The organism is Pseudomonas putida W15Oct28, assembly GCF_000708715.2.
Classification (GTDB): domain Bacteria; phylum Pseudomonadota; class Gammaproteobacteria; order Pseudomonadales; family Pseudomonadaceae; genus Aquipseudomonas; species Aquipseudomonas putida_R.
In genome coordinates this window covers 1-23,542 of the sequence record NZ_JENB01000030.1, presented here as the reverse complement: position 1 = coordinate 23,542, position 23,542 = coordinate 1, and the positions used below count along the sequence as shown (strand labels likewise).

General features: G+C 63.5%; 24 protein-coding genes. 11 read left to right on the top strand and 13 right to left on the bottom strand.

The genetic code is table 11. From position 1 onward, the window contains the following. Positions 1-114: 114 nt before the first annotated feature. The 3 genes from AK81_RS19715 to AK81_RS19705 form a co-directional block, all read right to left on the bottom strand. Positions 115-1,473 carry a TolC family outer membrane protein gene (locus AK81_RS19715; RefSeq protein ID WP_043201642.1) on the bottom strand — a complete coding sequence of 453 codons (1,359 nt, stop codon included), beginning with the start codon at positions 1,471-1,473 and terminating at the stop codon, positions 115-117. Between the two features lie 311 nt (positions 1,474-1,784). Further along, the gene (locus AK81_RS19710) at positions 1,785-2,150 is read right to left on the bottom strand and encodes a YbaN family protein (protein ID WP_043201640.1); all 366 of its coding nucleotides are present in this window, start codon (positions 2,148-2,150) and stop codon (positions 1,785-1,787) included. A 7-nt stretch (positions 2,151-2,157) separates the two neighbouring features. Beyond that, complete coding sequence (locus AK81_RS19705; protein WP_010955200.1) at positions 2,158-2,745, bottom strand: YecA family protein; 588 nt, start codon at positions 2,743-2,745, stop codon at positions 2,158-2,160. A gap of 245 nt (positions 2,746-2,990) precedes the next feature. Here AK81_RS19705 and recQ point away from each other — a divergent pair, with 245 nt between their 5' ends. Further along, complete coding sequence (gene recQ / locus AK81_RS19700) at positions 2,991-5,138, top strand: DNA helicase RecQ (RefSeq protein WP_043201637.1); 2,148 nt, start codon at positions 2,991-2,993, stop codon at positions 5,136-5,138. A gap of 150 nt (positions 5,139-5,288) precedes the next feature. Next, positions 5,289-5,726, top strand: coding sequence for a MarR family transcriptional regulator (locus AK81_RS19695; RefSeq protein WP_043201636.1), 438 nt, complete (start codon positions 5,289-5,291; stop codon positions 5,724-5,726). Positions 5,727-5,795: 69 nt separating this feature from the next. Here AK81_RS19695 and AK81_RS19690 read toward each other — a convergent pair whose 3' ends face one another. After that, entirely contained in the window at positions 5,796-7,982 is a 2,187-nt protein-coding gene (locus AK81_RS19690; protein ID WP_043201634.1) for a patatin-like phospholipase family protein, read from the bottom strand. A 67-nt stretch (positions 7,983-8,049) separates the two neighbouring features. On the opposite strand from AK81_RS19690, the gene AK81_RS19685 reads away from it, so the two are divergent. After that, the gene (locus AK81_RS19685) at positions 8,050-8,331 is read left to right on the top strand and encodes a SelT/SelW/SelH family protein (protein ID WP_043201632.1); all 282 of its coding nucleotides are present in this window, start codon (positions 8,050-8,052) and stop codon (positions 8,329-8,331) included. Here AK81_RS19685 and AK81_RS19680 read toward each other — a convergent pair whose 3' ends face one another. Beyond that, positions 8,332-9,222, bottom strand: a complete 891-nt coding sequence (locus AK81_RS19680; RefSeq protein ID WP_043201630.1) for a DMT family transporter — start codon at positions 9,220-9,222, stop codon at positions 8,332-8,334. A 184-nt stretch (positions 9,223-9,406) separates the two neighbouring features. Then, positions 9,407-10,174, bottom strand: coding sequence for a helix-turn-helix transcriptional regulator (locus AK81_RS19675; protein ID WP_043201628.1), 768 nt, complete (start codon positions 10,172-10,174; stop codon positions 9,407-9,409). 127 nt (positions 10,175-10,301) lie between these two features. On the opposite strand from AK81_RS19675, the gene AK81_RS19670 reads away from it, so the two are divergent. Then, positions 10,302-11,114: a UDP-2,3-diacylglucosamine diphosphatase gene (locus AK81_RS19670; RefSeq protein ID WP_043201626.1), complete on the top strand. Its 813-nt coding sequence runs from the start codon at positions 10,302-10,304 to the stop codon at positions 11,112-11,114. A gap of 90 nt (positions 11,115-11,204) precedes the next feature. Here AK81_RS19670 and AK81_RS19665 read toward each other — a convergent pair whose 3' ends face one another. Next, entirely contained in the window at positions 11,205-11,516 is a 312-nt protein-coding gene (locus tag AK81_RS19665; RefSeq protein ID WP_016498465.1) for a DUF962 domain-containing protein, read from the bottom strand. Between the two features lie 154 nt (positions 11,517-11,670). Between AK81_RS19665 and AK81_RS19660 the strand changes: the two genes are divergently transcribed. Further along, a complete protein-coding gene (locus tag AK81_RS19660) occupies positions 11,671-12,732 on the top strand; it encodes an AraC family transcriptional regulator (RefSeq protein ID WP_043201625.1) in 1,062 nt (353 codons plus the stop codon). On the opposite strand, the gene AK81_RS19655 is transcribed toward AK81_RS19660, so the two are convergent. Then, complete coding sequence (locus tag AK81_RS19655; RefSeq protein WP_043201624.1) at positions 12,689-14,143, bottom strand: TrkH family potassium uptake protein; 1,455 nt, start codon at positions 14,141-14,143, stop codon at positions 12,689-12,691. The genes AK81_RS19660 and AK81_RS19655 overlap by 44 nt on opposite strands. Before the next feature lie 102 nt (positions 14,144-14,245). Here AK81_RS19655 and AK81_RS19650 point away from each other — a divergent pair, with 102 nt between their 5' ends. Next, positions 14,246-14,803, top strand: coding sequence for an NAD(P)H nitroreductase (locus AK81_RS19650; RefSeq protein WP_043201622.1), 558 nt, complete (start codon positions 14,246-14,248; stop codon positions 14,801-14,803). Positions 14,804-14,950: 147 nt separating this feature from the next. On the opposite strand, the gene AK81_RS19645 is transcribed toward AK81_RS19650, so the two are convergent. The 5 genes from AK81_RS19645 to AK81_RS19625 form a co-directional block, all read right to left on the bottom strand. After that, positions 14,951-16,291 (bottom strand): sensor histidine kinase, encoded by a 1,341-nt coding sequence (locus tag AK81_RS19645; RefSeq protein ID WP_043201620.1) that lies wholly within the window; start codon positions 16,289-16,291, stop codon positions 14,951-14,953. A 60-nt stretch (positions 16,292-16,351) separates the two neighbouring features. Further along, positions 16,352-16,768: a Spy/CpxP family protein refolding chaperone gene (locus AK81_RS19640; RefSeq protein ID WP_043201618.1), complete on the bottom strand. Its 417-nt coding sequence runs from the start codon at positions 16,766-16,768 to the stop codon at positions 16,352-16,354. Between the two features lie 129 nt (positions 16,769-16,897). Further along, the gene (locus tag AK81_RS19635) at positions 16,898-17,575 is read right to left on the bottom strand and encodes a response regulator transcription factor (protein WP_016498471.1); all 678 of its coding nucleotides are present in this window, start codon (positions 17,573-17,575) and stop codon (positions 16,898-16,900) included. Positions 17,576-17,780: 205 nt separating this feature from the next. Continuing rightward, the gene (locus AK81_RS19630) at positions 17,781-18,080 is read right to left on the bottom strand and encodes a YciI family protein (protein WP_043201616.1); all 300 of its coding nucleotides are present in this window, start codon (positions 18,078-18,080) and stop codon (positions 17,781-17,783) included. 1 nt (position 18,081) lies between these two features. Further along, the gene (locus AK81_RS19625; RefSeq protein WP_043201614.1) at positions 18,082-18,675 is read right to left on the bottom strand and encodes a septation protein A; all 594 of its coding nucleotides are present in this window, start codon (positions 18,673-18,675) and stop codon (positions 18,082-18,084) included. Between the two features lie 67 nt (positions 18,676-18,742). On the opposite strand from AK81_RS19625, the gene AK81_RS19620 reads away from it, so the two are divergent. The 5 genes from AK81_RS19620 (at position 18,743) to rluB (ending at position 23,193) form a co-directional block, all read left to right on the top strand. After that, entirely contained in the window at positions 18,743-19,603 is an 861-nt protein-coding gene (locus tag AK81_RS19620) for a PHP domain-containing protein (RefSeq protein WP_043201612.1), read from the top strand. A 13-nt stretch (positions 19,604-19,616) separates the two neighbouring features. Beyond that, on the top strand, positions 19,617-20,246 hold the full coding sequence (locus tag AK81_RS19615; RefSeq protein WP_043201703.1) for an L-threonylcarbamoyladenylate synthase: 630 nt from the start codon (positions 19,617-19,619) through the stop codon (positions 20,244-20,246). Between the two features lie 125 nt (positions 20,247-20,371). After that, positions 20,372-21,097: a segregation and condensation protein A gene (locus tag AK81_RS19610; RefSeq protein WP_162491982.1), complete on the top strand. Its 726-nt coding sequence runs from the start codon at positions 20,372-20,374 to the stop codon at positions 21,095-21,097. After that, positions 21,084-21,851 (top strand): SMC-Scp complex subunit ScpB, encoded by a 768-nt coding sequence (gene scpB / locus AK81_RS19605; protein WP_043201609.1) that lies wholly within the window; start codon positions 21,084-21,086, stop codon positions 21,849-21,851. Before AK81_RS19610 ends, scpB begins: the two co-directional genes overlap by 14 nt. A 274-nt stretch (positions 21,852-22,125) precedes the next feature. Continuing rightward, positions 22,126-23,193 carry a 23S rRNA pseudouridine(2605) synthase RluB gene (gene rluB / locus AK81_RS19600; RefSeq protein WP_043201608.1) on the top strand — a complete coding sequence of 356 codons (1,068 nt, stop codon included), beginning with the start codon at positions 22,126-22,128 and terminating at the stop codon, positions 23,191-23,193. Positions 23,194-23,542 lie beyond the last annotated feature (349 nt).

The following is a 23,542-nucleotide window of genomic DNA, read 5'->3' as shown; positions in this document are numbered from 1 at the left end:
TGCTTTGCAGCCCATTCGCAGCACAAGGCTGCTCCTACAGGGGATCGCGTACTCGTGTAGGAGCGGCCTTGTGTCGCGATGGGCCGCAAAGCGGCCCCGGCTTTCTCAAGCCGATCAACGCATCTCAGGCAAACGCGCCTCGGTACGCACTTCAGTGGTAGCCAGCGCCTCTGGCGGCAGCGAAATACGCTGTTTGCCCAGCAGCTCACCCATGGTCGCCAGCACGCGGTAGCGCGAGAACTCCTCGGTATAACGCACTTCGGTGTAGCGACGGTCGGCGTTGTACAGCTCGTTCTCACTGTCGAGCACGTCCAGCAGGGTACGCTGCCCCAGACCGAACTGGTCCTGATAGGCGGCACGCACGCGCTTGGTGGTCTCGGCGTATTCACGCGCAGTCGGCAGCTGCTTGCTGGCGTTGTTCATGGCGTTCCACGCCAGGCTCAGGTTTTCGGTCAGCTCACGCAGGGCGTTGTTGCGGATGTCCAGGGCCTGGTTGATCTTGTGCGCGTCAGACTGCAGGCGGGCCTTGTCGCTGCCGCCACGGAACAGGTTGTAGTTCATCTCTACACCGGCCTGCCAGTCGTTGTTGTTGTGGCCTTTTTCGCCGCCGGTGTTGTTGTTGGCACCGGTTGCCAGAATGGCGTCGAAGCGCGGGTAGAAGGTCGACTTGCCCACTTCGTATTGCTGCTCGGCGGCGTTGACGTCAGCCTGGGCAGATTTGATGTAAGGGTTGTTCTGACGCATGCTGTCGCGCGCGCCGTCGAGGGTCTCAGGCACCTCGCCCTTGATGGTCGCCGGGCTTTCCAGCTCGTCCGGGGCACGGCCGACCACGCTGAAGAAGTTGGCCTCGGCATCGGCCAGGTCGACTTCGGCGGTATCCAGGTTGTTTTCCGCCAGGGCGCGACGTGCGCGGGACTGGTCAAGGTCGGCGGTGCTGCCGACGCCGCGCTCGTTACGCAGGCCGATCTGGTCGTTGACGCGCAGGTGGGCTTGCAGGTTGTTCTTGGCCAGGGTTACCAGCTCACGGCGCTTGAGCACTTCCAGGTACACCTCGGTCGCCCGTAGGGCGACATCCTGGGCAACTGCCTGGGTGTAGTAGGCGCGGGAGGTGGAAACCGCTTCGGTGCGGCCCACTTCGTTCGAGGTGTTGAAACCGTCAAAAATCATCTGCCGCAGGCGCAGCTCGGACTGGGTGTAGTTGAGGGTTTCCTTGTTGTGGTTACCCTCGGCACGGGTGGTGGCGTTGTCCGAACGCTGGCGACCATAGCCAGCGACCAAATCCACGGAAGGGTAGTAGCCACCACGCGCAAACTTGACGTCTTCATCGGCCGACAGCTTGCTGTTGCGGTTGGAGCTGACCTGCGGGTGGTAGTCCACGGCGCTCTGGACGGCCTCGGTGATCGACATCGCCTGTACGTTGGCACTCGCCAGGGCCAACAGTAATGCACTGGTGATGGGGTTCAAAACGCGCATGGTACATCTCCCTGATCCTGGAATTGATCCTGCTGCTCGCCAAAAAAATGACGATAAATTTATCGCGTATAGTGTTGCAGGTTTTTAACAACACAGCTAAGTACATTCAACGCGATAGATAAGAAGATTTATTCATATCAAAATGCCATATAAGACATATATTGTCTAACGCGGATGGCTGAAAATGCCGCTGGCAAGTAGGCGATAAGCCACGAAAGCCAGTAAATACAAGGCTTTTGTGCAGTTCCAGAACTATTACCGATAAAGAAAACAGCAGTTAGGCGAAAGTGATATTTGGCGACAAAAAAATGTCACTTCGGCTTATGAAGGGTTTTCTGTCTGACGATGTACAGGCTTACCAGCACGGCGCTGGTCAACATGAATGCGCGCGCCCAGAACAGGGGCACCAGATAGCACGAGAGGCCGATGCTGGCCCACATGAGGCCGATGGCGTAGACCTTGCCCTTGAGGGGGATGCCTTCACCACTGAGGTAGTCGCGGATCCATGGCCCGAGCTTCGGGTGATGGACCAGCCAGTGGTGAAAGCGCGGCGAGCTGCGGGCAAAGCAGGCTGCCGCCAATAGCAGGAACGGGGTGGTGGGCAATACCGGAAGGAAAATCCCCAACACCCCCAGCGCAACGCTGAGCCAGCCGATGGCCAGCAGCAGGTAGCGCACAGGCGACTTAGTGGTGGCGTGGCTTGAGCAGCGCCGGTTTTTCGTCAGGGGCGTGCAGCAGCAGGAACAGTGCGCTCAGCGCCTCGGGGATCTGTACGATCATGTCGTCCTGCAGGTTGGCGTTGCTGGCAATGTCGGCGAACTCTGGCTGTTCGTCGAACAGGCCCGAGCCAACCATGATCGGCAGCAGCATCTCGCTGACTTCTTCTTCGGCGTTCTCGAACCAGGCCTCTTCACGCAGGAACACGCCTTCCATGAAGCCGATGCACCAGCCGCGCAGGTCGGAATCGTCCGGCTCGTCGGTCAGGTCGAGGTCGCATGGCAGGTCGAATTCTTCATCGCTTGCCAGCTGACGGGCGATGTGCGCTTTCAACGCCACCAGGGTGGCCTCGATCTCGGTGCGCTGGGCCTCGCTGGCGTAGTGCGGCTCTTCGGCGAACAAGGCATCGATCCATTCGCGCTCGGGCACATCTTCGGCGTTGATCGACAGGGCGGTGAGGTAGCCGTGGGCGGCGACGTAGTCCAGCGCCTCTTCATGCAGCTCGTCGGCGTCGAGGAAGGCTTGCAGGCGGGTCAGTTGCTCGGCGAAGGACATTACAGGGCTACCTTGGGGAATAAACGATACCGAATTCTAGCATCAAGCAAGGGTGGCGGGGTAAAGGGAACGTCTATCGCCGTGGTGCCCTGTGCAGTGCAGTGCTGCGGTATACTCCGCGATTTTTCATCCAGGGGCAGATTTTATCGGCGCCTGGCAAAAACCGCTTACGCATTTGGCGTGTGCGGAGCGGGTTTTTCGTCCAGCCTGTATCCAGGATGGTACGGCGATTTGTGGAGTTGCACATGCTCGAACAGGCTCAGCGCGTTCTCAAGGACATCTTCGGCTACGACAGTTTCCGTGGGCGCCAGGCAGCAATCATCGAATGCGTGGCCAATGGCGGCGATGCCTTGGTGCTGATGCCCACCGGTGGCGGCAAGTCGCTGTGTTTCCAGGTGCCGGGGCTGCTGCGCCCGGGCCTGACGGTGGTGGTCTCGCCGCTGATTGCGCTGATGGACGACCAGGTCGCCACGCTGGACGAACTGGGCGTATCGGCCGCCGCGCTGAACTCTACCCTGACGGCGGAGCAGCAGCGTGAACTGGCCGGGCGCCTGCGCCGTGGCGAAGTGAAGATGCTGTACCTGGCGCCGGAGCGCCTGGTGCAGCCGCGCATGCTCGATTTCCTGCGCGAGCTGGACATCTCGCTGTTTGCCATCGACGAGGCGCACTGCGTGTCGCAATGGGGCCACGATTTCCGCCCCGAATACCTGCAACTGGGGCAGTTGGCCGAGCTGTTCCCGCATGTGCCGCGCATTGCGCTGACCGCCACCGCCGACATGCGAACCCGCGAAGAGATCGTCCAGCGCCTGCACCTGCAAGGCGCCGAGCGCTTCCTGTCGAGCTTCGACCGGCCGAACATCTTCTACCGCATCGTACCCAAGGAAGCGCCGCGCAAGCAGCTGATGGCCTTCCTTGGTGAGCGTCGCGGCAACGCCGGCATTGTCTACTGCCTGTCGCGCAAGAAGGTCGACGAAACCGCTGCCTTCCTCTGTGAGCAGGGCTTCCCGGCGCTGCCGTATCACGCCGGCCTGGCCGCCGAGACCCGTTCGGCCAACCAGCACCGCTTCCTCAACGAGGAAGGGCTGATCATGGTTGCCACCATTGCCTTCGGCATGGGCATCGACAAGCCCAACGTGCGCTTCGTTGCCCACCTCGACCTGCCCAAGTCGCTTGAGGCCTATTACCAGGAAACCGGCCGTGCCGGCCGTGACGGCCTGCCATCCGATGCCTGGATGGCCTACGGCCTGCAAGACATGGTAATGCTCAAGCAGATGCTGCAGAACTCCGAAGGTGACGAGCGCCACAAGCGCATCGAGCAGCACAAGCTCGACGCCATGCTGGCGCTGTGCGAAGAAACGCGCTGCCGTCGCCAGTCGCTGCTGGCCTATTTCGACGAAACCCTCGAACAGCCGTGCGGGCACTGCGACAACTGTGTCGACAACATCCAGACCTGGGACGCCACAGAGCCGGCCCGTCAGGCGCTTTCGGCGGTGTTCCGTACAGGCCAGCGCTATGGCGTCGGCCACCTGGTCGATGTGCTGTTGGGCAAGGACAACGAGAAGGTGCGCAATTTCGGCCACGAGAAGCTGTCGGTGTTCGGCGTCGGCAAGGGCCTGGCCGAGGTCGAGTGGCGTTCGCTGTTCCGCCAGCTGGTGGCGCGCGGCCTGGTCGATATCGACCTGGAAGGCTACGGCGGGCTGCGCCTGTCCGACAGCTGCCGGCCGCTGCTGCGCGGCGAGGTGACCTTGCAACTGCGTCGCGACCTCAAGCCGCAGACCACGGCCAAGTCCTCGTCGTCCGGTGGCGGCAGCCCGGCCAGCCAGTTGGTGCGTGCCGAAGAGCGCGAGCTGTGGGAAGCGCTGCGTACCCTGCGGCGCAAGCTGGCGGAGGAGCACAGTGTGCCGCCCTATGTCATCTTCCCCGACTCGACGCTGCTTGAAATGCTACGCAGCCAGCCGGTCAGCCTCAGCGACATGGCCCAGGTCAGCGGTGTGGGCGCGCGCAAGCTGGAGCGCTATGGCCAGGCGTTCCTCGAAGTGCTGAACAACAGCGGTGGCACCGAAGAGGCGCCGAAAGTGGTGCTCGACCTGCGCCACGAACTGGTCAGCCTGGCCCGCGCCGGCATGACCCCGGCGCAGATTGCCGGGCAGCTCAACTGCAGTGAGAAGAACGTTTATAGCCTGCTGGCCGAGGCGCTGGGCCGCCAGGAGCTTAGCCTTGACCAGGCGCTCGACCTGCCGGAAGACCTGCTGATGGAAGTGCAGGATGCCTTCCTGGATGGCGAGGGCGAGCTGCCGCCGGTGTCGGCCATTGCGCCGCAGTTTGCGGGCCGGGTGCCGGAGGGTGTGCTGTATTGCGTGCGTGCGGCGCTGGCGGCCGAGTTCGAGATGTGACGGGCAGCCGGATCGAGGGCAGAACCGCCATCTGCTGACCCTTGTCATGCTTTTTGACGATTATCGAACAATGAAGGGCGCGCGAGCCTTGCCTCGTGGGGCGGGGCATGGTTAGCTGCCTAATAATTAGATCTGTTCAATGAGTTGCTTATGCCCCTGACCGACAACCAACACCGCTTCGGCATGCAGCTGGCCCAGATGTCCCGGGGCTGGCGTGCCGAACTGGACCGCCGCCTGGCCGGGCTCAACCTGTCCCAGGCGCGCTGGCTGGTGTTGCTGCACCTGGCGCGTTTCGAGGAAGCCCCCACCCAGCGTGAGCTGGCCCAGAGCGTGGGCGTTGAAGGCCCGACCCTGGCGCGCCTGCTCGACAGCCTGGAAGCACAAGGGCTGGTGCGCCGGCAGGCCGTGGTAGAAGACCGGCGGGCGAAGAAGATCTTGCTGTGCCCGCCGGCCAAGCCGCTGATCGACCAGATCGAAACCATCGCCAATCAACTGCGCGTAGAGCTGTTTACCGGGGTGGACGAGGCAGAGTTGCAAGTGTGCATGCGCGTGCATGCCACGATCCTGGCCAACCTCGAAAAATCCTGAAGGCCGTTGGGGCTGCTTTGCAGCCCTTCGCGGGCATGCCCGCGAAGGGCCGCAAAGCGGCCCCAATGTTCAGAAGGTATGCCCCAGGTTCAGGTACACCGCCTGCTCATGCGCACTGTTGGTGCCATAGCTGAAGTTAAGCGGCCCCAGCGGCGTCTCCAGCCCCAGGAAGATGCTCGCCGCATTGATGTAGCCGCTGTCGAACTCGTTGTCGTTGTTCCACGCGCGGCCGCGTTCCAGCGACCCGCCAATGTACAGCGGGAAGTCCAGCGGTACGTAGGCCCGCGGCGTCAGCCGGCGGTAGTAGACCATGCGCAGCAGGCTCACGTTCTGCCCTGATACCGAGTCCTGGCGGAAGCCTGACAGTTCCCGCGCCCCGCCCATCACGAAGCTGGATGTCACCACTTCGGTGTCATCCAGCGTGCGCCCGTAGCGCCCGCCCAGCACGAACGTGTTCGGCCCGCTGCTGATGGCCTTGTCCAGGTTGAACAGCCACTGTCGGTAATCCTGGTCGGAGTCCAGCGACTTGTCGTACTTGCGCAAGGTCAGGCTGATGTCCTCGCCACTGTGCGGGAAGTACACGTTATCGAGGGTGTCGAACGAGTACTTCAGCTCATAGAAGCCTTCGTTGAAGCTGACCTTGGGCAGGTCCTGGTCGCCGATTCGCACTTCGGCCTCGCCCCAGGCCTTGCCCACGCCCAGGCGTACTTCACCGTTGGTGCCAATCTGCCGCCCGACGTTCAGGCCAAGGCCGTAGCGCTCCAGGCGGTACTCGGCGACGGGGTCGTTGTCCAGGGTGGCTTCGATATTCTGTGAGCTGAAGTCCAGATACGGCGCGATGAAGTAGCGCGAGCCCACGTCCAGCGGTTGGTAGAACTCGCTGTACAGTTCTTGCTGGTCACCGATCTGGCCACGGGTCAGCCACTCGGCACCCAGGCTGTTGATGCCGTTGACCCGGTAGCTGGCGCCCAGGTTGAAGGCACTGTCACCGCGCAGGTCGTCCGACAGGTTCAGGCCCAGGCGCAGGTAGTCGGTGCCGCCGCGTCGGCCGCGAGCGTTGATCACCAGGGTGTTGTCGTTGCCCTTGTGCACCACGCGGTACTGCACCCGGTCGAAGTAGTCCAGGCCGTACAGCGTGCCCATGTCGGTCTGCAGCCGGTCCAGCTCCAGCGGAGCATCGATTGGCTGGCGAATGTACGAGCGGATGACGTCGTCGCTGACCTTGGAGTCGTTCTCGATTTTGATCGCGGTGATTACTGGCGTGCGCTGGCGCGGCGAGCGGGCCACGGCCAGGCTGCTGTCGCCCTCGGGCTGGCGCAGGGCGGCAAGGCGCGGGTCGAGCAGCCGGGTGGCGCGGTAACCGGCGTCGATCATGTCCCGGGCACGGCCGAAGTCGGTCACGCCAAACGCGGTCAGCGACGGCTGGATGAGGATATCGTCGCGGTGCAGGCTGGCCAGTTGTTCTTCCGAATTGCGCCGGGTCATCAGGGTGATCGACTGGTTGAGCACATCGACCACCGTGGCCAGTTGCTTGCGGTCACGCAGCGGGGTACCGATGTCGACTACGATGGCCAGGTCCACACCCATTTCCCGGGCCACGTCGACCGGGATGTTGTCGACCATGCCGCCGTCCACCAGCAAGCGGCCGTCCAGTTCGACCGGCGCGAAAACGGCAGGGATCGACATGCTGGCGCGGATGACCTGGGGCAGGTGGCCACGGCGGAACACCACCTTTTCGCCACTGGCGATATCGGTGGCGACTGCGCGGAAGGGGATGGGCAGCTTGTCGAAGTCGCGGGTATCGGCGGTGTGCGCCAGTTTGCTTTCCAGCAGCAGTGCCAGGTTCTGGCCCTGGATTACCCCCAACGGCAGGCCCAGGCTGCCGTCGTCGCGAAAGCTGAGCTTCTGCTTGACCAGAAAGTCGCGGTCATCCTGCTTGCGCCGGAACGGCACGTCCTTGCGCGGCGGGGCATCGGACAGCGCCTGTTGCCAGTCGAGGGTGGTGGCGAGCTTTTCCAGCTCCTCGACACTGTAGCCCGAGGCGTAAAGGCCGCCGACCACTGCGCCCATGCTGGTGCCGGCGATGGCGTCGATACGCACGCCCTGTTCTTCCAGGGCCTTGAGCACACCGATGTGGGCCAGGCCACGGGCTGCACCGCCCGACAGCACCAGGCCGACCTTTGGCCTGGCAGGTTCGGCGGCCATGGCCGTAAGCGAGGTGAGAACGAGCAGAAAACAGAACAGCAAACGGCGCATCGTGAGTCTCAAACCGTGGGCTAAAGACCGCTAGTATAAGCGGCCCCTCACCTGGAGATGCCTCAGCATGGCCGACAACAAGCCCGAAATCGTCATTACTTATTGCACCCAGTGCCAATGGCTGCTGCGTGCCGCCTGGCTGGCCCAGGAGCTGCTCAGCACCTTCGCCGACGACCTTGGCCGGGTGGCGCTGGAACCTGGCACCGGAGGTATCTTCCGCATCACCTGCAATGGCGTGCAGATCTGGGAGCGCAAGGCCGACGGCGGCTTCCCCGAAGCCAAGGTGCTGAAGCAGCGGGTGCGCGACCAGATCGACCCGCAGCGTGACCTTGGCCACAACGATCGCTGATCAGGCGCTCTCGGCCAAAGGCCGTTGCTTGGGCGGTTGCTCGGTGGCCATGCGGCTGGACAGCACGATGGCGAAGATGATCAGCGCGCCGCCCAGCAGCATGCGCAGGGTCGGGGTTTCGGCAAACACCGCCCAGGCCACGGCAATGCCGTAGACCGGCTCCATGCCGAACACCACGGCGGCGGTGCGCGCCTTGATCACTGCCAGGCTGGCGACGAACAGGCTGTGCGCCACGCCGGTGCAGAAGATGCCGAGCAGCGCAATCCACAGCCAGTCCATGGTCGCCACGCCTGCCAGGCCGGGTGCTGCGAACGGCAGCAGGCACAAGCCCACGACCAGGTTCTGCCACAGCGCTGCCTGTACCGCAGGCAAGCGCCCGGAGCCGGCGCGGTTGGTGAGGGAAAGCAGCGAGAACAGCAGCCCCGACAGCAGTGCCCAGAGCAGGCCGCCAGTGGCCTCGCTGGCCAGGTCGAAGGCCGGCGTGACCAGTATCAGGCCGATGCTGACCAGCAGTACCAGCACGGCCTCGTTGCGGCGGATGCGCTCGCGGAACAGCAGGCCTTCAAGGATGACGGTGAAGGCCGGGAAACTGGCGAACCCGAGGGTGGCGATGGCCACGCCGCCGACTTTGACGGCGATGAAGAAACTGACCCAGTGGCCGGCCAGCAGCACGCCACCGAGCAGCAGGCGGCGGATGTCCTGGCCGTTCAGGCGTTGCCAGCCCGGGCCGGTCAGGCTGGCGAACAAGGCCAGGGCGACTACGGCGAAAGCGGCGCGGCCGAAGACGATGATCGCCGGGCTGGCGCTGGCGGCCAGCTTGCCGAAGACGCCGGTGAGGCCAAAGAACAGCGCGCCAATGTGCAGGGCGCCGAGGGCGGTGCGGTGGTTCATGATGGGTCCTTGCTCAAGATCTCTACTGACTGTACCGGCCTCTTCGCGGGCACGCCCGCTCCCACAGGTTTCGCACCGTTTTCGAAACCTGTGCAGTACCTGTGGGAGCGGGCGTGCCCGCGAAAGGGCCGGTACTGGCAAAGTGTATAGGTTCAGGCAAACCCGTTCTGTCGCAAGACTGCTGTCAGTTGTCGCCAGACTCTCGCCGCAAGGCCAATGGCGTACACCCGAACGCCCGCAACATCGCCGCCGAAAACGCACTCTGCGAGCCATACCCTACCTGCGCCGCAATTTCCCCCATCGGCAACAAGGTCTGCACCACCAGCCGCCGCGCCTTCAGCAAGCGCCGCTGGCGAATGTAGTCCATCGGCGTCATCCCGCATTCCGCGATAAAGCGCGCATGCAACCGGGCACTGGACAGCCCGGCCAGCCGCGCCAGGTCGGCCACTTGCAGCGGGTAGGCGGCATGTTGCTCGATATGCGTATCGAACGCGGCATAAGGTAAGCGCTGGCTGGCGCGCACGCTGGCCGCTGCCGTTGGGTTCAGGCTGGCCAGCAACAGCGCTGCGCCTTGCCGGGCAATCAGCGGGTCCTCCATGGGGCTGGCCGCCAGCCAGTCGACCAACTGCTGCTGACGGTTGTCCAGGCCCAGCGCGGCGGGGCGGTCGAGCAGGCGGCGGCTGGCATCGGCATGTTCGCCCAACTGCTCGTGCAACCACTGCTCCCCCGGCACATCAAGCACCAGGCAGTGGCTGCCGGCATCGCTGGCGCAGGTGTGATGCGCGCCCGCCGGTACCACCACCAGCCCTTGCCGGTCGATCCCGGCGCCTTGCCCCTGCACCTCGAACTCCAGGCGGCCGCGCAGGCCAAACACCAGTTGCGGGTGTTCGTGGCTGTGGGCGATCAGGCTGTCGCGATAGTGGCGCAGCGAGAGGATCGGGCCGGCGGTCATGGGGGCGTCCTCGCAGGGCAGATGCGCATTGTGCCTCATTCCCTGCAGGCCATCACTCGTAACCGTTTTGCCACGGCGCTGTCATGCGCGCCTGCCAGTCTCCAGCAAACTGCGCCGGAGCCTGTCCATGAGCCATGCCGAACTGTCCCGTCCCTTGCGCAAGCAACGCGTGCGTACCTTGTGGATTTCCGATGTGCACCTGGGGACCCGCGACTGCCAGGCCGAACACCTGTCGCAGTTCCTCAAGGGCTACCAGGCCGACCGCGTGTACCTGGTAGGCGACATCATCGATGGCTGGAAACTGCGTGGCGGCATCTACTGGCCGCAAGCCCACACCAACGTGATCCGCCGCTTGCTGACCATGAGCAAGCGCGGTACCGAGGTGATCTACGTCACCGGCAACCATGACGAATTCCTGCGCCGTTACTCCAAGCTGATCCTGGGCAACATCCAGCTGGTGGATGAAGCCGAGCACCTGACCGCCGATGGCCGCCGACTGCTGGTGATCCATGGCGACCAGTTCGATGTGATTACCCGTTACCACCGCTGGCTGGCGTTTCTCGGGGACCGTGCCTACGAGTTCACCCTGGTGCTCAACCGCTGGCTCAACCACTGGCGAGCGCGGTATGGCTATGGTTACTGGTCGCTGTCGGCGTACCTCAAGCACAAGGTCAAGGGCGCGGTGAACTTCATCAGCGACTTCGAGGATGCCATTGCCCACGAGTGCACCCGGCGTGGTTTTCATGGGGTGGTGTGCGGGCATATCCACCATGCCGAGATCCGCAAGGTGGGGGAGGTGGAGTACCTCAATTGCGGGGACTGGGTGGAGTCGTGCACGGCGCTGATCGAGCACTGGGATGGCAGCATCGAGCTGTACCGGCTGGCCGATGCCCAGGCGCGGGAGGCGCAGGCGGTAGCGACGTTGCGCGAGCCGGCGTAGGGCTTGAGGGCCATGGGGCTGCTTTGCAGCCCATCGCGACACAAGGCCGCTCCCACAGGGACCGCGAAAGGCCAGGTTTTACGCGGATTTTTACAGGCTGATCTTGCCCAGCAGGATATCCCTGAACATCACGAAATCCCCGGCCAGGCTGTACAGCGGGTAGGTGAAGGTCGCCGGCCGGTTCTTTTCAAAAAAGAAATGCCCGACCCAGGCAAAGCCGTAGCCGAACAGGGGCACGGCCAGCAGCAGCAACCATTTGCCACTGCCGATGGTATAGGCCAGCAGCGCTATCACCAGGCTGGTGCCGACAAAGTGCAGCCGGCGGCAGGTGGGATTGCTGTGCTCCCCCAGGTAGTAGGGGTAGAACTCGGCAAAACTGCGGTACTGCGCTGTGCGGTTCATGGCAGTGCTCCGGGATTAATACTTCTGGACAAGATGCACGGCGTGGAGCCTGATTCGAGTCTAGAGTGACTGACGGGGCCTACCAGTGACAATAGGCGCCAAATGAGTATCCTTGGGGTTCACCGCAGGAGCGGTCGGTAAAAAGAAGCCTGTCATGAGCGAAAGAACCACGTCAGCCAGCTGGGCATCAGGGATTGTGAAGGCGCTCGAACTGGAAGGGCTGGACTGCCCGTCCATGTTCAAGCAGCTGGGGCTGGACTTCGCCGCCCTCGACGACCCCGATGCGCGTTTCCCGCAAGATTCCATGACCCGGCTCTGGCAGCTGGCGGTGGAGCTGTCGGGCAACGAAGCCATCGGCCTGAACATGGCACGAGTGGTACGCCCTGCGTCGTTCCATGTGGTGGGCTATGCATTGATGTCCAGCCGCACCCTGGCCGAGGGTTTCCAGCGGCTGGTGCGTTATCAGCGCATCATCGCCGAAAGCTCTGACCTTAGTTTCGTCCTTGGCGCCGAAGGCTACTCGCTGATCCTGACGGTGCATGGCGACCACTTGCCGCCGACCCGGCACAGTGCCGAAGCATCGCTGGCCTGTGCGCTGGCGCTGTGCAAATGGCTCAGCGGTCGGCCGGTGCAGCCGCGCCGGGTACTGGTGCAGGGGCCGCAGCCAAAGAATGTCGAGCCGTACAAGGTGGCGTTCCATTCGCCCCTGGTGTTCGGTGCGCCGCACGATGCGCTGGTGTTCGAGCGGGCCGACATGGAGGCGCCGCTGCCGACTGCCAACGAGGCCATGGCGGTGCTGCACGACCGTTTTGCCGGGGAGTACCTGGCACGCTTTTCCGAAAGCCGGGTTACCCACCGCGTGCGCCAGGTGTTGTGCCGCATTTTGCCGCAGGGTGAACCCAAGCGCGAAACCCTGGCCCAGGCCCTGCACCTGTCGCAGCGCACCTTGCAGCGGCGGCTGCAGGAGGAGGGCACGAGTTTCCAGACGTTGCTCGATGACACCCGTCGCGAACTGGCCGAGCAGTACCTGGCCCAGCCGGGCATGACACTGCTGGAAACCGCCTACCTGCTGGGCTTTGCCGACCCCAGCAACTTCTACCGGGCGTTCCGTCGCTGGTTCGATGTCACCCCAAGCGAGTATCGCAACCGCCTCGGCGCGGACGCCGAAGTGGTCAGTGACGCCAGAACGCCGGCATACACAGCACCAGCACCGTAATGATTTCCAGGCGGCCAAGCAGCATGCCGGCTGCCAGGATCCACTTGGCCGCGTCCGGCAGCGTGGCATAGTTGCCCGACGGGCCAATCACTTCACCCAGGCCCGGGCCCACACCCGAAACCGTGCCGGCGGCACCGGTCAATGCGGTCATCCAGTCCACGCCCAGCAACGACAGCAGCAGGGCCATGACGCAGATGGTGATGGCGAAGAAGAACGAGAACGTCAGAATCGAACGCACGATGTCTTCGTCGAGGCGGTGGCCGTTGTATTTCTGCTTGATCACCGCACGCGGGTGAATCAGTTGGTTGAGGCTGGCCTTGAGCAGGATGTAGGCCACCTGGAAGCGGAAAATCTTGATACCGCCTGCCGTCGAGCCGGAGCAGCCGCCGACGAAGCCCAGGTAGAAGAACAGCATCAGCGAGAAGTTGCCCCACAGGCTGTAGTCGCCCAGCGCGAAGCCGGTGGTGGTGACCACTGAGGTCACGTTCAACGCCACGTGGCGCAAAGCGTCGAGCCAATGCAGGTTGGTGCTGTACCAATACCAGGTGCCCAGTACCAGCCAGGTAACGACCAGCATGCCCAGCAAGCCCTGCACCTGCTGGTCACGGATCAGTGCCTTGCGGTTGCCGCGCAGGGTCGCTACGTAAAGGGTGAACGGCAGGCTGCCCATGATCATGACCACCACCGCAACCCAGTGCACGGCCGGGATATCCCATTTTGCCAGCGACTGGTCGGAGGTGGAGAAGCCGCCGGTGGAGATGGCCGACATGGCGTGGTTGATCGCATCGAACGGGCTCATGCCCGCCCACCAGAAGGCCAGCGAGCCGAGGATCGAGAAGCCGACGTACACCCCGACGATCGACTTGGCGACCATGTGCGAGCGCGGCATGACCTTTTCCGAGCGGTCGGACGATTCGGTCTGGAACAGGCGCATGCCACCGATGCGCAGCAATGGCAGGATCGCTACCGCCATGGCGATGAAGCCGATGCCGCCGAGCCAGTGCAGCATCGAGCGCCACATGAGGATACCCGGTGACATGGTATCCAGCCCGCTGAGTACGGTAGCGCCGGTAGCAGTAATGCCCGACATGCTCTCGAAGAAGGCGTCGGTGTAGCTGATGTGCTGGGTCAGCAGGAACGGCAGGGCGGCAAACACGCACACCACCAGCCAGCTGCTGACCGTCAGCAGGTACATGTCACGCGGGCGCAGGTGCACATGCTCGGGGCGGCCCGGCACCACCAGGGCCAGGCCGGCGATGAAGGTGATCAGGCTCGACCAGAGGAAGGACGGCATGTCACCGGTGCGCTCGAAGATCACCAGGGTCGCCATGGGCACGGCCATGCCGACGGCGAGGGTAATCAGGAAGATGCCGATGATGAAACCAATGATCCTTAAGGTCGGCAACGCCATGTGATCTGCTCTGACTCGAAACGGAAGGGCGCCATTCTACCTATGGGTCTGGTGATGTAAACGCTAGAATGGCCGCACATTCAACTGCCAGGAGGGTAGCCGATGGAGGCTCTCGACGCATTGCTCAACCGTGTTTCCGTGCCACGCCTGACCGACCCGGCACCCAATGCCGCCCAGCGAGAGGCGCTGTTCCAGGCGGCCTTGCGCGCCCCCGACCATGGCCAACTGCGGCCATGGCGTTTCCTGACCGTCGAAGGCCAAGGCCGTGAAAAGCTGGGCGAGCTGTTCGCTGAAGCCGTGCAGAACAAGGGCGATGCCAGCCAGGCAGCGCTGGACAAGGCCCGTGCCATGCCACTGCGGGCACCGTTGCTGATCGTGGTCATCGCCAAGCTGCAGGACCACTTCAAGGTGCCCAAGTCGGAACAGCGCCTGGCCGCGGGCTGTGCGGCGCATGGCATTCTGATTGCCGCGCATGCGCAAGGCGTCGGGGCGGTATGGCGCACCGGGGACATGGCGTTTGATGCCCATGTGAACAAGGGGCTGGGGTTGGCCGAGAATGAAGAGCTGATCGGTTACCTGTATGTCGGCACGCCGTTGACCGAGCCGCGTACTGCGCCGGTGCTGGAAACGGCCGAGTTCGTCAGCGCCTGGGGCGAGTAACGCAGCCTTGGGCTGATTGTTGTTTCAAGGCCACTGGCCTCTTCGCGGGCACGCCCGCTCCCACAGGTGCGGTGCAAGTCTCAGGCATCGCACAGTACCTGTGGGAGCGGGCGTGCCCGCGAAGAGGCCGGATGCCTTTACATCACATCAACTGCCAGCCGCCTCAGCCAAGGGTAACTCCAGCCTGGCCACAAAGCCCCCCTGTGGATGGTTGCCCAGCACAAGACTCCCGCCATGGCGCTCCGCCGCCTTGCGCGCAATCGCCAGCCCCAGCCCATGCCCCGGCGCGTCCTGCCCCGGCGCGCGGAAGAACGGTTCCCCCAGCTGAGCCAGGTGTTCCGCTGCCGCCCCTGGCCCATGGTCGCGCACGCTGATCACGATACGGTCCTGCTCACGCACGGCACTCGCTTCGACCGGCTGCCCGACCGGATTGAAGCGCAAGGCGTTGCGCAGCAGGTTGTCCACTGCACGCTCGATCAGCGTTGGCCAACCCTGCAAGGTCAACCCAGGCTGCGCTTCAAGGCGCACATCCTGATCGGGCGCGCTGAGCAGGGCGTCCTTGCGTACGCTGCCGAGCAGGGCATTGAGGTCGACCGGCTCGGCATGAGCCTGCTCGGCATCGACCCGGGCCAAGGCAAGGATTTCGCTGATCAGGTCTTCCAGGCGGTCGCACTCGCGGGTCAGGCGCGGCCACAAGGTTTCGCGCTGCTCGGGCCCGGCGCGCTCGGCCAAGGCCAGGGCGATGCGCAGCCTGGCCAGTGGCGAGCGCAGCTCATGGGACACATCGCGCAGCAACTGGCGCTGGCTGCCGATGGTGCTTTGCAGGCGCGCGCCCATCTTGTTGAAGTCCTTGGCCAGCACGCCAAACTCGTCACGTCGTGCCGCCAGTTGCGCCAGGCTGTTCTGCTGGTAGGTGGTCTGGCCCAGGTCATGCACCGCGCTGCGCAGGCGGCTTAGCGGGCGGGTGATGGACAGGGTGACCAGCAGGCTGAACAGGGTCAGTACCACCAACGCAATCCCCAGGGCACTGAGCGGCCACATCAGGCTTTCGCGGTGCCAGGCATCCAGCGCCGGGTGGGGGATGCGATAGATCAGCAGGTAGGTTTCGCCGGTCTCGGGGCTGGTGTATTCCTCGGTCAGCCGACGCCATGGCAGGCGCCGCTCGTCGTTGTGCTGGCGTGCCTCGAAGGCTGCCGCACGGCGCGGGAAGGTGCCGGGGACCACGGCCTCGCCACTGTCGTCGAGCACCTGTACGTCGATCTTGTAGCGATCTTTGCGCCGTTCCAGAAAGTGCTGCGCCGAATCCAGGCCTTCCTGCTCGTAATGCTTGGCCCACTTGCTGGCCAGGGTATTCAGGCCCGGGTGGCGGCTAAGGATCCAGGCGTCCTGGTTGAGCATGTGGCCCAGCAGGATCGACAGGCCTGCGACCAGGGTGATGGCCAGCCAGAAACTGGCCAGGATGCGCCAGAACAGTGAACGCAAGTGCACCTCCTGTAAACGGTAAAAGCCCGGCCCGCGGGGAGGCGGGCCGGGCATCGGGCGTACAGCTTACTGAGCCTTGGTGCCTTTTTCAGCTTTCCAGGCCTGGAACTCCTGCCACTCGGCTTTCTTTGCGGCGCGTTCCTTTTGCAGTTCGTCGAACTTCTTCTGCTGTTCAGGTTTGAGCAGGTTGCGCACTGCGGTGTCGGTCTTGGCACGGCTGGCTTGCAGCTCGTCCTTCATGGCTTTCTGGTCGGCGGCTGGCAGCTTGGCCAGGTAGCGCTCGTTGATGTCGCGGCGCTGCTGCATCTGCTCGCCCATCAGCTTGCCGATCTGCTGGCGTTGGTCGCGGCTCAGGTCCAGTTGATGGAAAGGCGCATCACCGCGATGATGCGGGCCGTCGTGACGCGGGCCGCCTTCAGGCATGGCCATGGCCACGGTCGGCAGGGCGGCGGCGAACATCAGGGCGATAAGGGTCTTGCGCATGGTGTCTCTCCTTTCATAGGCCGGTGGTTACCGGATGAGCACAGTCTAGGGAGATCACCGTCAAGCGCAGTCAGGGGATGGTAAAGGCTCGGTAAAGATGAACCGGGGCGAGCTGCGGCCCCGGCGATTTCACAGGCAGTAGTAATAGCCACGGCTACGCAGCGCCACGATGCGTGGACGGCCATCGGCATGCGGGCCGATCTTCTTGCGCAGGTTGCTGACATGCATGTCCAGGCTGCGGTCGTACAGGGTCAGTTTGCGGCCCAGGCCGATCTGCGCCAGTTCCTGCTTGTCCAGCGGTTCGCCGGGCTGGCGTAGCAGGGCTTCAAGAATGCGGCTTTCGGACAGGGTGAGGGTCATTTCACGGCCATCGATGCTGGCCACGCCACGTGCGGGGCTGTACACCAGATCGCCCAGTTCCACCTGGCTGGTGGTGGCGGTGGGGTGGCTGCGGCGCAGTACTGCACGCAGACGGGCTGTGAGCTCGCGCGGATCGCAAGGTTTGGCCAGGTAGTCGTCGGCGCCCAGTTCCAGGCCGAGAATGCGGTCCAGCGGCTCGCCGCGTGCAGAGAGCATCAGCACCGGCAGCTCGGTATGCTCGCTGCGCAATTGCTTGAGCAGTTCCAGGCCGCTGCCATCGGGCAGCATCACGTCCAGTACCACGGCCGCCGGCGCGTACTCGGCCAGGGCCTGGCGTGCGCTCTGGCCATCGTGGCAGGCACGCACCGTGAACCCTTCCTGGGTCAGCCAGCTACCGAGCAGCTCGCACAGCTCCTGGTCATCATCAATCAGTAACAGCTCGCTCATGACTCACTCAATTCAACCATTGACGGCGGCTATTCGGCCCGCCAGTGGCAAAGATACCGCAGACTGATGGCAACCGTATAACTGCGGGTGCCGCGTGGCCCCCTTCGCGGGCTTGCCCGCTCCCACAGATACTCCACAGATCCTGAGGCTTGTGGGTTACCTGTGGGAGCGGGCAAGCCCGCGAAGAAGCCGACTCGGTCTCAGATCAAGGCAGTACTTGCTTGAACGGCTTGACGATGACTTTGTCGTACACGCCGGCAGCAATGTACGGGTCGGCATCGGCCCAGGCCTGCGCCGCAGCCAGCGACTCGAATTCGGCAACGATCAGGCTACCGCTGAAACCGGCTTCGCCCGGGTCGTTGCTGTCGATGGCCGGGTGTGGGCCGGCCAGCACCACGCGGCCTTCGGCCTTGAGCTGCTGCAGGCGTTCGATGTGCGCCGGGCGGGCAGCCAGGCGCTTTTCCAGGGAGTTTGCGACGTCGCTGGCGATGATGGCGTAGAGCATGTCAATCCTTGGGTTTGGTAGTAGAAGGGTCGTCGTGCAGGTGGCGCGACAGGTACACGCCTTGCGCCACCAGGAAGAGCACGGTCATGCCCAGGCTGCCGAACACCTTGAAGTCGACCCAGAAGTCCTGGAAGGTGAAGGCGACGAACAGGTTGGCCGCGCCGCAGAACAGGAAGAAGGCGATCCAGGCAACGTTCAGGCGGGACCAGACGGCATCGGGCAGGGTCAGGGCGTGGCCCATGATGCGCTTGATCAGCACCCGGTCACCGATGAAATGGCTGCCGGCAAAGCCCAGGGCGAACAGCCAGTTCACCACCGGCGCTTTCCACTTGAGGAAGGTTTCGCTGTGGAACGTCAGGGTCAGGCCGCCGAACACCAGGCAGGCCACCAAGGTCAGCCACTGGCCCTTTTCCAGCCTGCGCTGGCGCAGGAACAGCGCGCCGTACACCACCAGCGAGCTGATGATCAGCATGGCCGTGGCACTGTAGATGCCGCCGAATTCGAAGCTATGGCCGGCGACTTCCATGGGGCGCGGGTCGAGCTTGTAGACGATGAAGAACAGCAGCAGCGGGATGAAATCGATGAATTGTTTCACAATGGCAGCCAGAATCGGGATGTGACGGCATAATAACAAACATCGAATCCAGCGAAAGCGCTCCTCCATGAATGTTGATCTGCACTGTCACAGTACGGCCTCCGACGGCGCCCTGTCGCCCTCGGTACTGGTTGCCCGGGCCCATGAGCACGGGGTGCAAACGCTGGCACTGACTGACCATGACACCCTCGAAGGCCTGGCCGAAGCACGCCAGGCCTGCACTGAACGGGGCATGCGTTGGGTCAGCGGGGTGGAATTGTCGTGCACCTGGGGTGGCGCGACCATCCATGTGCTGGGTTATGACTTCCCGCTGGACGCGCCGCCCTTGCTGGCGGCGATTGAATCACTGCACCGGGGTCGCTGGCTGCGCGCCGAGGAAATCGACAAACGGCTGGCAGCCAAAGGCATGCCGGGTACGCTCGAAGGCGCCCGCGCCGTGCAGCACGAGCTGGGCGACAGCGGCAACGCCCCGGCGCGCCCGCATTTTGCCGAGTACCTGGTACGTGCCGGGCACGTCAAGGACCGTGGCGAGGCGTTTCGCAAATGGCTGGGTGCCGGCAAGCTGGGCGACGTCAAGCAGCACTGGCCGACCCTCGACGAAACTGTCGCCACCCTGCGCCAGTCCAAAGCCTGGGTGAGCCTGGCCCACCCCATGCACTACGACCTGACCCGCAGCAAGCGCAGAAGGCTGATTGCCGACTATATTCAGGCAGGCGGGCAGGCACTTGAGGTGGTCAACGGGATGATGCCGGCCGAGCAAGTGGGCACGATGTCCATCCTTACGCGTGAATTCGGCCTGCTGGCAAGCGCTGGCAGTGACTTCCACGGCCCCGGCACCTGGGGCGAGATCGGTGCCTACCGGCCTTTGCCCGAGGATTTGCCACCTCTGTGGCGTCGATTCAGCCATGAACAGCCTTTGGCGCTATGAACAGGACGACTACGTGAGCCAATTTTTCCAGATTCATTCGGAGAACCCACAGGCGCGCCTGGTAAAACAGGCCGTCGAGATCATCCGCAAGGGTGGCGTGGTGGTGTATCCGACCGACTCAGCCTATGCGCTGGGCTGCCAGATTGGCGATAAAAGCGCCATCGAGCGGGTTCGGCGCTTGCGCCAGTTGGACAAGCAGCACAACTTCACCTTGCTGTGCTGCGACCTCTCGCAAATGGGGTTGTTCGCCAAGATCGATACGTCTACGTTCCGCCTGCTCAAAGCGCATGTTCCCGGGCCGTATACGTTCATCCTCAATGCCACCCGTGAAGTGCCACGGCTGTTGATGCACGAAAAGCGCCGTACAATCGGGCTGCGCGTACCGTCCAACCCCATTGTTCTGGCACTGCTGGAAGAACTGGGTGAGCCGTTGATGAGCGTGAGCCTGATCTTGCCCGGTGACGAAGAGCCGATGACCGACCCCTACGAGATCCGTCAACGCCTGGAGCACCATGTCGACCTGATCATCGATGGCGGTTTCGGCGACCTCAAGGCGTCGACCATCATTGATCTCACGGGCGATGAGCCTGCACTGATCCGCGAAGGCTGCGGCGACCCCACGCCGTTTCTGGTCAGCGCGTGAGCCAGGTGGAAACGCCCGAGGCGCCGGCTGAACAGGCCGACTCGCCTCGGCAGCTGCAACTGGCCCTGGTCTACGGCGAAGCCCTGACCGAAATGCCGCTGGACCTGTACATCCCCCCGGATGCCCTGGAAGTCATCCTCGAAGCGTTTGAAGGGCCGCTGGACCTGTTGCTGTACCTTATCCGCAAGCAGAACATCGACATCCTCGACATCCCTGTGGCGGAAATCACCCGCCAGTACATGGGCTACGTTGAGCTGATGAAGAGCGTGCGCCTGGAGCTGGCCGCCGAGTACCTGGTGATGGCCGCCATGCTCGCCGAGATCAAATCGCGCATGCTGCTGCCGCGTTCGGCCGATATCGAGGAGGAGGAGGGTGACCCACGCGCCGAGCTGATCCGCCGCCTGCAGGAGTACGAGCGTTTCAAGGCTGCGGCCGAGGGCATCGACGAACTGCCACGGGTGGGCCGCGATGTCGTGGTGCCACGCCTGGAAGCACCGCAGGCCAAGGTGCGCAAGCTGTTGCCGCAGGTCAGCCTGGAAGAGCTGCTGATGTCCATGGCCGAAGTGATGCGCCGCAACGACCTGTTCGAAAGCCACCAGATCAGCCGTGAGACCTTGTCTACCCGCGAGCGCATGAGCCAGGTGCTGGAGCGCCTCAAGGGCGGTAATTTCGTACCGTTCGGCGAGCTGTTTGCCGCCGAAGAGGGCAAGCTGGGTGTGGTGGTGACCTTCATGGCGGTTCTCGAGTTGGTGAAGGAATCGCTGATCGAACTGGTGCAGAATGAACCCTTCGCCGCCATCCACGTGCGGCTTCGCCCAGCGCTTGTTGAAGAACCTGATGAACCTGAATGACCCCCGCGACCTGGCGTCACTGATCGAAGCTTTTTTGCTGGCTTCGGGCAAGCCGCAATCCCTGGAGCGCCTGTACGAGCTGCTCGAAGAGGCCGAGCGCCCCGAGCCCCACGTGTTCAAGCAGGCCCTTGAGGTGCTGGGCAAGTCGTGCAGCGGCCGTGCCTTCGAACTCAAGGAAGTGGCCAGCGGCTACCGCCTGCAAATCCGCGAGGACTATGCGCCCTGGGTCGGGCGCCTGTGGGAAGAGCGCCCGCAGCGTTATTCGCGCGCGCTGCTCGAAACCCTGGCCCTGATCGCCTACCGCCAGCCCATTACCCGTGGCGAAATTGAAGACGTGCGGGGCGTTGCGGTGAACAGCAACATCATCAGGACCATGGTGGAGCGCGAGTGGATCCGGGTGGTCGGCTACCGCGAAGTGCCCGGTCGGCCCGCGATGTTTGCCACCACCAAGGCGTTTCTCGACCATTTCAACCTCAAGAGCCTGGAAGAGCTGCCGGCCCTGGCCGAGTTGCGCGAAATGGAGCCGGAGCCGCTGCTCGACCCGGATGATGCGCCCGTGCCGGCGCACCTGCAGGCGTTGGCAGATGCCAGCCTGGGGGACGAAGAGGTTGCAGAGCCCAAGGACGAAACCAGCTTCCGTAGCTTGCTGGTGGAGCTGGATGCCATGGAAGAGGGGCTGAAGATCGATTTTGATGACTTGCGCGAGGATGAGCCTGAGGCTTCCGTGGAAGAAGAGAGCAAGTTACAGCCCTGATTTTGTTGCTGTCTGTACTGGCCCTTTCGCGGGCTCGCCCGCTCCCACAGGGATACCACATGCCCTGAGGGTTGCGCGGTACCTGTGGGAGCGGGCGAGCCCGCGAAAGGGCCGGCACTGCCATTACACCACCATTAGGCAGAAACCCCTGCCAAAGCCCACAAAACCCTCTAACCTCCAGTGCGTTCCATTGCCGAACCGCGTATGATGCGCGGCCTTTTGGCGCGTTCGTCGCCAAGAACCTGTTTTCATTCCTACACCGGGAGGTGCCCAGATGAGTGAGCAAGACCTGCAAGATACCGAGATCACCCCACCCGCTGGCGAAAAGCTGCAGAAAGTGCTGGCGCGCATTGGCGTGGGTTCGCGCCGTGACGTCGAGGCCTGGATCAGCCAGGGCCGCATCAAGGTCAATGGCGTTGCTGCCACCCTTGGCCAGCGTGTCGACCTGCACGACGCCATTGCCGTAGACGGCAAGCTGATCAAGCGCGAAGAGGCCGCCGAGGCCACCCGCCGGGTGATCATGTACAACAAGCCCGATGGCGAAATCTGCACCCGTGACGACCCTGAAGGCCGTCCGACCGTGTTCGACCGCCTGCCACGGCCAAAAGAAGGCCGCTGGATCAACATCGGCCGCCTCGACATCAACACCACCGGCCTGCTGCTGTTCACCACCGACGGTGAACTGGCCAACCGCCTGATGCACCCGTCCTACGAGATGGACCGTGAGTACGCGGTACGTGTGCGTGGTGAAGTCGACGACGAGATGATCGAGCGCCTGAAAGCTGGCGTGATGCTGGAAGACGGCCCGGCGAAGTTCACCGATATCCAGAAGGCACCGGGTGGCGAAGGCTTCAACCACTGGTACCACTGCGTGGTGATGGAAGGCCGTAACCGTGAAGTGCGTCGCCTGTGGGAATCCCAGGGCATGGTGGTCAGCCGCCTGAAGCGCGTGCGTTTCGGCCCGGTGTTCCTCAACTCCGACCTGCCGATGGGCCGCTGGCGTGAAATGACCCAGGGCGAAATCGACATCCTGGCCGCCGAAGTGGGCCTGCAGCCAGTAGCGCTGCCTGCCATGAAGCTCAAGGCCAAGGACAAGATGGAGCGCCTGCAGCGCAAGTCGACCCGCCCGCTGGGCCGTGGCGAGCGCGTGCGCAACCTGCGCCCGGCTCAGGAAGGTGCCGCCACTGGTGAGCGCCCGGCGCGTCAGCCGCGTGAAGAGGCTCCGCGTAAACCTAACCGTGGCAGCACGGTGGCCGAGCGCCCAAGCGACATGCGCAAGCGCACGGGCAAGCCTGAGGGTGACAAGCCGGCAGGCCGTGGTCGCGGCAAGCCGCGTGGCTGATACGGCAGTGTGGTAATCAAGAAACCAGTCTTCGGACTGGTTTTTTTATGCCTGTGAGAATTTGGGGCTGCTTTGCAGCCCATCGCGACACAAGGCCGCTCCTACAGCTACCGCGTCAATTTGAGGTCTTGCGCGGTCCTTGTAGGAGCGGCCTTGTGTCGCGAAAGGGCCGCAACGCGGCCCCAAGATATTGAACAAAAAGAATTTTTCTGACGACTGGCAAGTTCCTGAACCGCCTTGTAAAGAAATTTATACGGATGTGGCTGTTTTCACCCCGCATTTCAGATCAAGCCCAATGTTGTAAAAAAAAATTGCCGCCGCCGATGGGCAAAAGCAGCCGTCCCCACCC